General features: G+C 65.1%; 14 protein-coding genes. 6 read left to right on the forward strand and 8 right to left on the reverse strand.

Features of this window, described 5'->3' with window-relative positions; all coding sequences use genetic code 11:
• Positions 1 to 63: 63 nt before the first annotated feature.
• The 6 genes from HAP40_RS18070 to HAP40_RS18095 all read right to left on the reverse strand — a co-directional run bounded on the left by HAP40_RS18070 (position 64) and on the right by HAP40_RS18095 (position 5,258).
• Positions 64 to 846: an ABC transporter ATP-binding protein gene (locus HAP40_RS18070; RefSeq protein WP_166816534.1), complete on the reverse strand. Its 783-nt coding sequence runs from the start codon at positions 844 to 846 to the stop codon at positions 64 to 66.
• Positions 834 to 1,889: a dihydrodipicolinate synthase family protein gene (locus HAP40_RS18075; RefSeq protein WP_166816533.1), complete on the reverse strand. Its 1,056-nt coding sequence runs from the start codon at positions 1,887 to 1,889 to the stop codon at positions 834 to 836. Before HAP40_RS18075 ends, HAP40_RS18070 begins: the two co-directional genes overlap by 13 nt.
• A 6-nt stretch (positions 1,890 to 1,895) precedes the next feature.
• A complete protein-coding gene (locus HAP40_RS18080) occupies positions 1,896 to 2,717 on the reverse strand; it encodes a GNAT family N-acetyltransferase (protein ID WP_166816532.1) in 822 nt (273 codons plus the stop codon).
• Entirely contained in the window at positions 2,704 to 3,741 is a 1,038-nt protein-coding gene (locus HAP40_RS18085; RefSeq protein WP_166816531.1) for an NAD-dependent epimerase/dehydratase family protein, read from the reverse strand. Before HAP40_RS18085 ends, HAP40_RS18080 begins: the two co-directional genes overlap by 14 nt.
• A 15-nt stretch (positions 3,742 to 3,756) precedes the next feature.
• A complete protein-coding gene (locus HAP40_RS18090) occupies positions 3,757 to 4,527 on the reverse strand; it encodes an ABC transporter permease (RefSeq protein WP_166816530.1) in 771 nt (256 codons plus the stop codon).
• Between the two features lie 83 nt (positions 4,528 to 4,610).
• Positions 4,611 to 5,258, reverse strand: a complete 648-nt coding sequence (locus HAP40_RS18095; protein ID WP_166816529.1) for a TetR/AcrR family transcriptional regulator — start codon at positions 5,256 to 5,258, stop codon at positions 4,611 to 4,613.
• A 100-nt stretch (positions 5,259 to 5,358) separates the two neighbouring features.
• Between HAP40_RS18095 and HAP40_RS18100 the strand changes: the two genes are divergently transcribed.
• The 6 genes from HAP40_RS18100 to HAP40_RS18125 all read left to right on the forward strand — a co-directional run bounded on the left by HAP40_RS18100 (position 5,359) and on the right by HAP40_RS18125 (position 10,021).
• Positions 5,359 to 6,375 carry an ABC transporter substrate-binding protein gene (locus tag HAP40_RS18100; RefSeq protein ID WP_166816528.1) on the forward strand — a complete coding sequence of 339 codons (1,017 nt, stop codon included), beginning with the start codon at positions 5,359 to 5,361 and terminating at the stop codon, positions 6,373 to 6,375.
• 311 nt (positions 6,376 to 6,686) lie between these two features.
• Positions 6,687 to 7,382 (forward strand): septum site-determining protein MinC, encoded by a 696-nt coding sequence (gene minC / locus HAP40_RS18105; protein ID WP_166816527.1) that lies wholly within the window; start codon positions 6,687 to 6,689, stop codon positions 7,380 to 7,382.
• Positions 7,383 to 7,403: 21 nt separating this feature from the next.
• Positions 7,404 to 8,219: a septum site-determining protein MinD gene (gene minD / locus HAP40_RS18110; protein WP_166816526.1), complete on the forward strand. Its 816-nt coding sequence runs from the start codon at positions 7,404 to 7,406 to the stop codon at positions 8,217 to 8,219.
• A complete protein-coding gene (gene minE, locus HAP40_RS18115; RefSeq protein WP_060735910.1) occupies positions 8,216 to 8,497 on the forward strand; it encodes a cell division topological specificity factor MinE in 282 nt (93 codons plus the stop codon). The genes minD and minE overlap by 4 nt, the downstream gene beginning before the upstream one ends.
• A 167-nt stretch (positions 8,498 to 8,664) precedes the next feature.
• The gene (locus HAP40_RS18120; RefSeq protein WP_166816525.1) at positions 8,665 to 9,738 is read left to right on the forward strand and encodes a linear amide C-N hydrolase; all 1,074 of its coding nucleotides are present in this window, start codon (positions 8,665 to 8,667) and stop codon (positions 9,736 to 9,738) included.
• A gap of 97 nt (positions 9,739 to 9,835) precedes the next feature.
• Entirely contained in the window at positions 9,836 to 10,021 is a 186-nt protein-coding gene (locus HAP40_RS18125) for a hypothetical protein (protein ID WP_060735911.1), read from the forward strand.
• A gap of 7 nt (positions 10,022 to 10,028) precedes the next feature.
• Here HAP40_RS18125 and HAP40_RS18130 read toward each other — a convergent pair whose 3' ends face one another.
• Together HAP40_RS18130 and HAP40_RS18135 are read right to left on the reverse strand one after the other, a co-directional pair.
• Positions 10,029 to 12,140 (reverse strand): PAS domain-containing protein, encoded by a 2,112-nt coding sequence (locus tag HAP40_RS18130; RefSeq protein ID WP_166819462.1) that lies wholly within the window; start codon positions 12,138 to 12,140, stop codon positions 10,029 to 10,031.
• 134 nt (positions 12,141 to 12,274) lie between these two features.
• Positions 12,275 to 12,526 carry a hypothetical protein gene (locus HAP40_RS18135; RefSeq protein ID WP_166816524.1) on the reverse strand — a complete coding sequence of 84 codons (252 nt, stop codon included), beginning with the start codon at positions 12,524 to 12,526 and terminating at the stop codon, positions 12,275 to 12,277.
• Positions 12,527 to 12,603: the final 77 nt, after the last annotated feature.

The raw sequence follows: 12,603 nt of genomic DNA on the forward strand, positions 1-12,603 counted from the left end.
TTTCATTGGCAATGGTGGGCACGCTTGCGCTTTGCCCACCCTACAGGACCTCTGTGTGGCGTCTTACGCCGCTCCCAATCCCAGCTTCGCATAGATCCTTCTTGCATACGCCCCGAACGCGTCGGTGGTCTTCAGCGGCAGGTCGCGCGGGAAGGGCAGGTCGATCGGGAAATAGTCGGCCATCTTCGCGGGTCCGGCGGTCAGCACCGCGCAATGCGAGGACAGAAAGACGGCTTCCTGGATCGAGTGCGTGACGAAGACGATGGTCTTGCCGCTCTCGCGCCAGATCCGCAGCATCTCCAGATTCATCTGCTCGCGCGTCAAGGCGTCCAGCGCGCCAAACGGCTCGTCCATCAGGATCAGCTTTGGATCGTGGATGAAAGCGCGCGCGATCGCGGTGCGCTGCTGCATGCCGCCGGAAAGCTGCTGCGGATATTTCTGCTCGTAGCCGGCAAGCCCGACCAGATTGAGCAGATCGCGCGCCCGCTCGCGCGCGGCCTTCATCGGCAGGCCGACGATCTCGGCCGGCAAGAGCACGTTGTCCATGATGGTGCGCCACTTCAGGAGCAGCGCCTGCTGGAACACCATGCCGATGTCGCGGGTCGGATCGAACGAGCTCCTGGCGTTGCCGATCTTGACGGTGCCGCCGTCGGCGCCGTGCAGGCCGGCCAGGATCTTCATCACCGTGGTCTTGCCGCAGCCGGAGGGGCCGACCAGCGAGACCAGCTCGCCTTCCTGCACGTCCATGGTGACGTCGGACACCGCCAGGAACTCGGCGCCGCCGCTGCGATAGACCTTGCGGACGCCTTGCAGGCTGATGAAGGGGGCCGAGCTCATGCCAGCCATTTGTCCAGGTTGGCGGCGACGAATGCATCGTCGCTGAGGTCGGCGTGCTCGCGCGTGACGCGGTCGATCTCCTCGGTCTGGCCGGGGCTGAGGCCCTCGTTCGGATCGAGGCACCACAGACCTTTCATCAGGCCCTGGCGCCGCAGCACCTCGTGGCAGCCGGCGATGCAGCCGTGAAAATTGTTGGCGACGTCGAAGAAGGCGCTGTTGCAGTCGGTGACGCGGGCATCGAGCGCGAGCAGGTCCGCAGGCACGCTGTCCTTGTGCCGCGCGGCCTTGCAGCGCTCGAACTGCTTGATGGCGCTCGCGGTCCACACCGACCAATGGCCGAGCAGGCCGCCTTTGAAGTAAGTTCGCGTCGTGACGCCCTTGTCGCGCAGGTCGAACGGCAGCATCAGGTCGAGCAGGATGTGGTCGTCATTGCCGGTGTAGAGCGCGACGCGGTCGAGCGCGCCCGCGGCTGCCACGCCGCGGAGCACGTCAAGTGTACGGTAGCGGTTGAACGGCGCGATCTTGATGGCGATGACGTTGTCGACGGAGGCGAAGCGCTGCCAGAATTGGCTGGACAGGATGACGCCGCCGACGGCCGGCTGGAGATAGAAGCCGACCAGAGGAATCTCGGCGGCGACCGACGTGCAATGCGCGATGATCTCGTCCTCGGAGGCGGTCTTCATCGCAGCGAGGCTGAGCAGGCCGGCGTGATAGCCGATGTCGCGTGCGGTGCGTGCCTCCGCGACGGCCTGTCTTGTCGGACCCGCGAGGCCTGCGACCATCGCCAGCGGGCGCTTGGTCCAGCTTGCGGCGGTCTCCGCGGCGAGCTCGAGCACGGGACGGTAGAGGCCGACGTCGCGGATCGCGAACTGGGTCGTGTGCACGCCGACGGCAAGGCCGCCGGAGCCCGCGTCGATGTAATAGCGCGTGAGCGCGCGCTGGTGTGTCTTGTCGAGTTGCCGCTCGGAGGTGAGGGCGAGCGGGTGCGCCGGCAGCACGGTGCCGTCGGCGATCAGCTTGCGGACGTCGCTGTTGATCTGGCTGTGGTGCATGATGTTCTATCCGAATTCAGGGCCGGCGACGGCGAATGGCATTTCTTCGGCGGTGATGGTGGCGGGGCCGAACCGCATGCGCTGGAACGGCCGCTCGATGGTCCAGCCAGTCGCAAGCAATCCATCCAGGAATGCGCGTTGCGAGGCGACGGCGTCGAGCAGGACGGGACGGCTCTCGGACCGCGCGATCGCATGAACCAGCGCCACTGCTTCGGCAGCCTGATCGGCGAACAGGGGGCCGATATGGCGCGCGGTTCTGCCGTCGCGAACCAGGGCGATGGCGCCTTCAGCTGCGACGATGCGTGACCCGGAGCGCTGCGCGAAGGCGGCGAGCAAGGCAGCTCGGTCGAAGCCGGTGGCTCCCCGGTCGCGGGCACAAAGCGCCTCGAGCGTTGCGGCGGCCGGTGCCGGTCCGGAGGACGGCTCGGGATTTGCCAGCTTCAGCCGGCGCAATTGCAAGGTCGGCGTGAAGCCCAGTGGCCCGTAGACGGCGGCGCCGTCGGGCGTGGCGTCGAGCCAGCTCGTCAGGCCGTTCTTGCGCGCTGTGTCCAGGCAGGCGTCGACGAGCCGCGTTGCAAGGCCGCGGCGGCGGTGCGAGCCTGAGACCAGCACCATGCTGATCCAGGCGTTGTTGCCGGAATAGGGCAGCAGGGCGGCGGTCGCGACCAGTCGCGCGCCATCGCGAATGCCGAACACGATGCCGTCGCGCAGGAAGATGTACCAATCCTCTTCGGTCTGGTTCCAGTGTGCTTCGGTCGAGAGCGCGAGCCCCGCGATCGCGTCCTGCACGCCGAGCTTGAGGACGAGCGGAGCCTCAGTAGCGTCCATCGCGCACCTCGTATTTGGTGGGCTTGCCGAGGCTCGGCATAGCGCGCGAGACCCAGTCCGCGGTCCAGGCGATCAACTGCTCGGTGTCGACGACGGGCAGGCCGAACAGCTCGACCGCTTGCGACGTATCGGTCAGCCACGCGGTCGGCTCCTCCTTGCCCGTCAGCACCGGCGCGCGGCCGAACCTTGCGCCGAATTTCTGGGCGAGATCGCGCACCGCCAGGATCTCGTGGCCGCTGACATTGATCGGCGAGGTCGGCGCCGTGCAATGGGCGAGGCAGCGCAGCGCCTGCGCCGACGCATCGCCCTGCCAGATGAAGTTGACATGCCCCAGGCTGACGTCGATCGGCGTACCCGTGAGCACCTTCGTGGCGATGTCGTGCAGGACGCCATAGCGCATGTCGATCGCGTAATTGAGGCGGAACAGCCGGCCGGGCGTATCGAACTTGCGCGAGAAATATTCGAACATGCGCTCGCGGCCGACGCAGGACTGGGCGTATTCGCCGGGCGGGTTCGGTGCCATCTCCTCGGTCGAGCCTTTGCCGTCGACCGGCACGAACGGATAGATGCAGCCGGTCGAGAACGCCACGATGCGGGAGGAGGGGAAGGCCTGCGCGACCAGCGCCGGCACATGCGCATTCATCGCCCAGGTCAGCGACAGATCGCCCCCGGCGCCGAATTTTCTACCGGCCATGAAGACGATGTTGGGGGCTTTCGGCAGGGCTTGAATCGCGCGCTCGTCCATCAGGTCGCAATTGACGGTCTCGACGCCGCGCGCGTGCAGCCAATCCTTGACGGTGGCGTCGCTGAAGCGCGCGACGCCGATGACGCGGCGATCCGGGACGGCGGCTTTTGCCAGTCCTGCCAGCGTCGGCCCCATCTTGCCGGCGACGCCGAGGATCATGATGTCGCCTTCGACCTTCGCGAGGTCGTCGATCAGGGCCTGCGTCGGCCGGCACAGGAGCTCGTCGAGCGCCGCGATGTCGGGGATGGTCTTCGGCAGCGTCTGGCGGGTGAGCAGCATGGATTTGTCCCTGGCTTAGTTTTGCCTGGCATCGCCGACCACGAACATGCGTTCGAGTGCCAGCACCAGGCCGTAGAGAGCGACACCAAGCAGCGTCAGCAGCACGACCGCCATCACCATCGCGGGCGTGTCGAGCGAGGACTGCACCTGGATCATGAGGTAGCCGAGCCCGCGCTCGGAGGCGATGAACTCGCCGACGATGGCGCCGGCGACCGCGAGGATGGCGCCGACCTTCATGCCGGAGAAGATGTAAGGCAGCGAACCCGGCAGCTGGATCTTGCGGAACAACGTCCAGCGCGAGCCGCGCAGCGATTTGACGAGGTCGAGCAGATCCGGCTCGACCTCGCGCAGGCCGCGCGCGGTGGTGAGCAGGATCGGGAAGAAACAGATGCTGAAGGCGATCAGGATGTTCGGCACGATGCCGTAGGAGAACCAGACGATGAAGAGCGGGCCGAGCGCGACCTTCGGGATCATGTTCAGCGTCACGAACAGCGGCAGCAGCACGAGGCTGAGCAGCGGCGCCCAGCTGAAGATCACCGCCAGCGCGACGCCGACCAAGGCGCCGAGCGCGAAGCCGCCGAGGATCTCGATCGCGGTCACCAGCGTGTTGGCGCCCCAGGCATAGCCTGCGGTTCCCAGCGTCTGCACGGTGGCGAGCGGCGAGGGCAGGATGAATTTCGGGACCTGGAAGGCGTCGACCGCGACCTGCCAGAGCACGAGCACGGCAAGGTGCACGATCAGCACGATCGCAAAGCTGCGTGCGGTGCGCGCCCGGTCGGCTGCCAAGTGTTTGCTCCCTGTTGTCCGCGGCCTCGCTGCCGCGATGTCAGCCTAACGCTCCTTGGGGCAAGTTTCAACCAGTTGGTTGATTAGGGGCGGAGCGAATGGAGTACCAGATCGGCGACGTGGCGGCGGCGGGCGCGCCGCTGGGCGCGGCTCGACAGGTCCTTGCCGAAGATTGCCGAGAGCGTCGGCGTGTTGGAGAAAAAGAAATAGCTGAGGCCCGCAATGGAGATATAGAGCTGGACGGCGTCGATCCCCTTGCGGAACGCGCCCGAGCGCACGCCTTCGTTGAGGATGTGGGACACGCTCTTGACCAGGGGAGAATGCATCGCCTCCAGCCGCGTCGAGCCGCGGACGTGGCGGGCACCGCCGCGGTTCTCGTCGTTCAGAAGCACGATGAAATCAGGGTTTGCCGCGAGGTGGTCGAATGAGGCTTCGATCAGCCTGCGGATCGCCTTTTCCGGCGGCAGGCCTTCGAGATTGAGCCTGCGCTCCTGCTCGCGGATGTCCTCATAGACCCATTCGAGCACGGCGAGGTAGAGCGCGTCCTTGTCGCCGAAGTAATGATAGACGAGCTGCTTGTTGACACCGGCGCGCTCCGCGATCTCGTCGACGCGAGCTCCCGCAAGGCCGTGCCGGGCGAATTCCAGGCGGGCGGCGGTCAGCAGCTTCTTGCGGGTCGCGATGGGGTCGCGGCGCTGCGGCACGGTGTCGCCAGATCGTTTTGCGGGCATTTCCAACCAAACAGTTGACAAGTTGAAGGCGGGCTTGTTGCATTGGTAGCCTCACATGGGGAGAGCGACAAGCCGGGTCGCGGCAATGAGGAGAGGTGCGATGAAGCATTTGCAGGCGGCGGGCTCTGCCCTGGTGTTGGCTCTGGCGCTCGGTGCGTTGGCGGTGCCCGCGCGCGCGGGCGAGGCGGTCAACCTGATCCTGAATTGGACGCCGACGGCCGACCACTCGCCGTATTATTACGCCAAGGCGCAGGGCTGGTACGAGAAGGCGGGCATCGATCTCACGATCGAGACCGGCAAGGGCTCCGGCGTTTCCGCCGCCAAGGTCGGCTCCGGCGGCTCGCCGTTCGGCGTCGCCGATCTCGCCACCATGCTGGTCGCCAAGAGCAAGGGCGCCGATACCGTTGCGGTGATGAGCGTCTATGCCAATACCGGCCAGACCTTCTACTGGCTGAAGAGCTACGGCGTGAACGGCGTGAAGGATTTCGCGGGGCACAAGATCGGCAATCCGCCCGGCGATGCCTCGCGCGTGATGTGGCCGGCGTTTGCCAAGGCTGCGGGCCTTGCGCCTGACTCCGTCGGCTTCGTCAATGTCGGGCCGACCGCGAAGATCGCGGCGCTGAAGAGCCACACGGTCGACATCATCAGCGACTTCTACAACGAGCACGACCTCAAGGTGATCGAGTTCGGAAGCGACCTCGGCTACGTCAACTGGAAGGACATCGGACTCAATCCTTACGGCAACTCGCTGATCGTCAACGGCGCATACATGCAGAAAAACCCGAAGGTCGTCGAAGATTTCGTGCGCGTCACGCAGAAGGCCTTTGCGGCCTGCGTCGCCGACGTCACGCCATGCCTGAAGGCGCTGCTCGACCAGGTCTCCGGTCTCGACAAGGCGAACCAGGAGCGCCAGTGGGAGCGCATCAAGTTCCTGATGACCGACGAGTTCACGACGACCAAATCCCTCGGCTGGATCGACGGCGAGCGGATGAAGAAGGACTACGATCTGGTCCACACCTATCTCGGCATGGAGAAGCCGTTCGACGTGACGACCGCGTTCACGACGAAGATGCTCGACCCCGCCATCAAGATGGATGCGAGCAAGGTGAAGAAGTAGGGGGCTCTGTAGTCGCCCAGGACTCCGTCATTGCGAGCCGCTCTCCCTGATGTCGTCCTGGCGAAGGCCAGGACCCATTGCCCCAGGGAGCAGTTGGACGAAGACGCGCTCCCCACCATCCGCAATCGATAGATTCCGCGGCGGGTCCTGGCTTTCGCCGGGACGACGCCGGAGGTCGGGGTTGCGATCTGGCGTCCGTCGCCCAAAGCCCGCCCCAGCTATCCCCACGTAATGCCACAGAGAATTAACTGGCCGTTAACCATATCCGCCGCATCGTTAACCATTCAATAACGGGGAACGAGTCGGCCGCTATGGAGGCTGCAGCAAAAGTCCAACGCCAGATGGTGCGCCTGCGGGGACGCTCCTATGTCGCCTTCGTGTTCGTGCCGACGGTTCCAATCCTGGACTGGCTTCAGGAGATCGACGCCACGATCGCGCGCTCGCCGGGGTTCTTTGCCGGCCGGCCCGTGGTGATCGACCTGTCTTCGGTCGATCTGAGCCAATCCGGCATCGGCCATCTGCTCGCCAGCCTTCAGGACCGCAACATCCGCGTCCTCGGCATCGAGGGCGTGGAGGAGGGGCGGCTGACACTTTCGATGCCGCCGCTGCTCTCGGGCGGACGCAGCTGTGTGGTCGAGCCGAGCGCGCCCAAGAAGGCAGAGAAGGTCGGGACCAAGCCGACGTCGCTGCTGCTCGACCATCCCGTGCGCTCGGGCCAGACCGTGATCTTCCCGGAGGGCGACGTCACCATTCTCGGCTCGGTCGGGTCCGGTGCCGAGATCGTCGCCGGCGGCTCCATCCACGTCTATGGCGCGCTGCGCGGCCGCGCCATGGCCGGGGTCAACGGACATACCAGCGCGCGCATCTACTGCCAGAAGATCGAGGCTGAACTGCTTGCAATTGACGGATTTTACCAGACTGCGGACGACATCGACGCCGCCTTGCGCGGCAAGCCGGCGCAGGCCTGGCTGCAGGGGAATACCATGCGAATTACAGCACTGAACTGACCAGCAAAGGAGACATTTCAGATGAGTAAGGTACTGGTCGTGACATCAGGCAAGGGCGGGGTCGGCAAGACCACCACGACCGCCGCGTTGGGGGCCGCACTCGCGCAACGCGGCGACAAGGTCGTCGTCGTCGATTTCGACGTCGGCCTGCGCAACCTCGACCTCGTCATGGGGGCCGAGCGCCGCGTCGTATTCGACCTCATCAACGTGGTGCAGGGCGTGGCAAAGCTCCCGCAGGCACTGATCAAGGACAAGCGGCTGGAGAATCTCTGGCTGCTGCCGGCCTCGCAGACCCGCGACAAGGACGCGCTGACGGAGGAGGGCGTCGGCAAGGTCATCGCCGATTTGCGCGACCGTTTCGACTGGGTGATCTGCGACAGCCCGGCCGGTATCGAGCGCGGCGCCTCCATGGCCATGCGCTTCGCCGACGAGGCCGTGATCGTCACCAATCCGGAAGTTTCCTCGGTGCGCGATTCCGACCGCATCATCGGCATGCTCGATTCCAAGACCGTGCGGGCCGAGAAGGGCGAGCGCGTCGAGAAGCACATTCTCATCACCCGCTACGATCCCTCGCGCGCCGCACGCGGCGAGATGCTGACCATCGACGACATCCTCGAGATCCTCGCAACGCCCTTGCTCGGCATCATCCCCGAGAGCCAGGACGTGTTGAAGGCCTCCAACGTCGGCACGCCGGTGACGCTGTCGAACGCAGATGGAGCGCCGGCGCGGGCCTATATGGACGCAGCCAAGCGTCTCTGCGGCGAAAACGTGACGATGCACGTTCCGGCCGAGCGCAGAGGTTTCATGGACCGCCTGCTGCGACGGAGGGCTGCATGAGCATGGGTCTGCTTCGACTTCTCCGCGGCAAGAAGGCTTCGGCCCCCGTCGCTCGCGAACGGCTGCAGATCCTGCTTGCCCATGAACGCGGACAGCGCGGCCAACCCGATCTGCTCGCTGTGTTGCGTGAGGAAATCCTCGCCGTCGTGTCCAAGCACGTCACGCTGGACCCGACCAAGGTGATCGTGCGGCTCGAGCGCGGCGACGACGTATCGACCCTGGAGGTCGATATCGAGGTGCCCAACGATTTCGAGCGCAAGCGCGTGGCGGTCGCGTAGGGGACGCGACTGACGACGGCCCATTTGGGGTGGGTGAGAAGGCGGTCCGCCGGGCATGGCGGGCCGCCTTTTGTTTTATACGAAACCACCGTTTTGCCCGATTCCATCTCGACGCTGGATTGTCACCAAAAGACGTTACGCGTTTTGCTGGTCACGGAAGGGATGCCATGCCATCGGGAAAATCAATCCATCAGCGCATCACGGCCGCGGTCCTCGCCGCCGCGATGGCCGCAATGCCGTCGATCTCGATGGCCTGCACGCGCCTCGTCTATCACGGCGCAGGCAACCAGGTGATCACGGCGCGCTCGATGGACTGGAAGAGCGACGTTGCGACCAATCTCTGGATTTTTCCGCGCGGCATGGTTCGCACCGGCGAGGTGGGCCCCAATTCGCTGAAGTGGAGCTCAAAATACGGCAGCGTGATTGCGTCGGGCTACGACATCTCGACGACCGACGGCCTCAACGAAGCCGGGCTGATGGCCAACGTGCTGTGGCTTGTGGAGTCCAAATACCCCAAGTTCGACCAGAGCAAGCCCGGCCTGACCATCGCGGCCTGGGCGCAATATGTGCTCGACAATTTCGCCACCGTGCAGGAGGCCGTTGACGAGCTCGCCAAGGAGCCATTCACGATCGTCACCGACAACGTGCCCGGCGAGAAGCGGCTCGCGACGCTGCATCTGTCGATCTCGGATGCGACCGGCGACAGCGCCATCGTCGAATACATCGGAGGCAAGCAGGTCATCCATCACGGCCGCCAATATCAGGTGATGACGAATTCGCCCATCTATGACGAACAGCTTGCGCTCAATGCCTATTGGAAGCAGATCGGCGGTGTCGTGTTCCTGCCCGGCACTAACCGCGCCTCCGACCGCTTTGCCCGGGCCTCGTTCTACGTCAATGCGATCCCGAAGGACGAGAATCCCGACCGCGCACTCGCCAGCGTCTTCAGCGTGATCCGCAATGCGTCCGTGCCTTTCGGCATCAATACGCCGAACGAGCCGAACATCTCCTCGACCCGCTGGCGCACCGTCGCCGATCATCAGCGCAAGCTGTATTTCTTCGAGTCCGTGCTGACCCCGAACACGTTCTGGGTCGATCTCAAGAAGATCGATTTCTCGTCGCAGACCGGGAGAGTGAAGAAACTCGATCTCGGCCCGGACCAGGATCACACCTTTGCCGGGGATGCGACGACGAATTTTCGCGAGGCCGAGCCGTTCAAGTTCCTTGGGTTGCCGATGTGATCGGCGGCAGTCGGAACGGGACCTACGGCGTAATCGTTGTCGGACATTGCGGATAGCCGAGCCAGGCGCCGCGGTCTTGCCGAAAGGGAGAGCGCCCATGATGTCCGAGGTCCAGGTCCACACCGTCGCGCGTCAGATGCTGGAACAGCATGGATTTGCGGCGATTGCGAAGGCTGCCGAACAGGCGCAGGCCTGTGAAGGGCGTGGGGAGGCGGACGAGGCCAAGGAATGGCGTCATATTGCCGATGCCATGAAAATCATGCGCGGTCCGCACCAGAGCTGATTTGGGATCAGCTCCGTCCGGTTCCATCCCGGATCATGTCGAGAACGCGGCTTGCCAGCGTCTCGACCACGAAGGGCTTCGTCAGCACCTGCATGTCAGGGGCGAGCTGGCCGTTGCCGATAATGGCGTTTTCCGCATAGCCGGTGATGAACAGCACCTTCAGTGCGGGCTGCGTCGTGCGCGCGGCGTCGGCGAGCTGACGGCCGTTCATGCCGCCGGGCAGGCCGACATCGGTCACCAGCAGGTCGATAGTCGCGTCCGATTGCAGGATGTTCAGCCCGGTCGGCCCGTCATGCGCTTCGAGCACGTTGAAGCCAATCTCCTCCAGCGCGTCCGTCAGCAGCATGCGGATCGACGGCTCATCGTCGACGATCAGGATGGTGTGGCTCGCCTGTGGCCGTATCGAGGTCCTTGTCGCCGATGCTGATGGCTTGTCAGCCTCCTTGGCATAATGCCGCGGCAGGTAGAGGCACATGGTCGTGCCCTGGCCGACCTCGGAATAGATCCGGACCTGGCCGCCGGACTGCCGCACGAAGCCGTAGACCATGGAGAGCCCGAGGCCGGTGCCTTGGCCGATCGGCTTGGTCGTGAAGAACGGATCGAAGGCCCGCTCGATCACCTCGGCCGTCATGCCGGCCCCGGTATCGGTGACGCAGAGCGAGACATACTGGCCTGGCTCGAGATCGCGTTCGCCGGCGGCGTGCTCGTCGAGCCAGCGGTTGGCGGTCTCGATCGTCAGCCGGCCGCCGCCGGGCATCGCGTCACGGGCGTTGATGCAGAGGTTGAGCAGGGCATTTTCGAGCTGGGAGGCATCGATTAGCGTCGGCCACAGGCCGCCGGCGGCGACCACCTCCAGTGCGATCTCCGGACCGACCGTGCGACGGATCAGCTCCTCCATGCCCATCGTGAGGCGGTTCAGGTCGGTCGGCCGGGGATCGAGCGTCTGCCGCCGCGAGAAGGCCAGCAGCCGGTGCGTCAACGCTGCGGCGCGCTTGGCGGCGCCCTGCGCCGCGGTGACGTAGCGGTCGATATCCTTGACGCGGCCCTGGCCGAGCCGCACCTGCAACAATTCCAGCGAGCCGATGATGCCCGTCAGCAGGTTGTTGAAGTCGTGCGCGATGCCTCCGGTGAGTTGCCCGACGGCTTCCATCTTCTGCGACTGCCGCAGCGCCTCCTCGGCCTCGCGCAGCCGTTCCTGCTCCCGCAGCCGATCGGTCACGTCATAGGAGAACTGGTAGGCGCCCAACAGCTGGCCGCTCCCGTCGCGCAGGCAGTTGAACCGCATCTCGTAGAAGCGGCGGGCTCGTCCAGCCTGGCCAAACTCTGCGATCTCGACGAAGGCCTCGCCGGCGAGGGCTCTCGCCCAGACCGCGCGGACGGCGTCGCGATGCTCGGGTTGATCTTCAAGCAGCTCCAGCATGTTCTCACCAACCTTCGGCAAGATGCCGTAGATGCGGTGAAATTCCCGGGCCGAGGCGCCGTTGATGGCAAGCCAGCGGAAGTTGGGGTCGACGACCTGGACGAAGGCATCCGTGCCCTCGACGATGTCGGCAAACACGTTGCGTTCGGCTATGGCGGCGACCACCCGGGCTTCGAGGGTCTCGTTGAGACGCTGGAGCTCCTGCTCCGTGCGCTTGCGTGCCGTGATGTCCTGGAACAGCACGGCGACCTGCTTGCGGCTGGCAGGCTCGACACGAAAGGCGGCGAGTTCGAGGTGGCGGCCGGTCGCGATCAGCTCACGTTCGAAGCGGATTGGCTGCCCGGTCCGCAACACGCCGCCATAGAGCTCGACCCAGCCGTCGGCCTCGCCGGGGACCATCTCGCGAACCTTCTGACCGACCACGTTGGGAATGCCGGCATGCTGGGTGTAGGCAGGATTGGCCTCGACATGGACGTAGTCGCTGAGCGACCCATGCGGGCCGTCGAAGAATTCGATGATGCAAAAGCCTTCGTCGATCGAGTTGAACAGCGTCCGGTAACGCTCCTCGCTCTCGGCAAGCGCGCTTTCTGCCTTGCGGCGCCCGGTCTGGTCGGCCATCCCGAGCGCCTTGAGTTGCGCGTTTTCGTCCTCAAGCGCCTTCAGACGGCGCTGCAGGTCCTCAAGTTCGGTCGAAGCCACATACGCTCGCAGGGTTTGCGTTTCCAAGGGCCGCTCCTTGGCCCTGCCCACGGTATTTTGGTGGGCACCCCACCGCGGCATGCCGTCGGCTCAACTCGGCTGGAGCCGGCGGGTTCCCGCTGTGGATGGGCGGCTCAGCGCTCGCCCTGATCGTCGCTCTGGGGACCGGATTTGTGCTGCGTCTGCGGTTGGCCGCGCTCGCCGGTCTCCTTGCAGGGTAGCTGCTCCCACGATCCGTCCGGCGCCTGCTGATAGGCGCTGCACGATGACGACGTGGCCGATTTGTCCTCGCCCTTCTGGGCATCGGAATTCTTCGCCAATGCCGGGGCGGCGAGCATTGCGCTCGCCGCAAGCGTAGCGGCGACAATGAAATGAGCGATGCGCATGGGCTTCTCCTGTTCGAAGAGGCCCCGCATGCTTGCGAAAAATGTGACGAATATTTGCCGGTGCAGCGGTTCCGTCG

The organism is Bradyrhizobium sp. 1(2017) (genome assembly GCF_011602485.2).
In the GTDB taxonomy this organism is placed as follows: Bacteria; Pseudomonadota; Alphaproteobacteria; order Rhizobiales; family Xanthobacteraceae; genus Bradyrhizobium.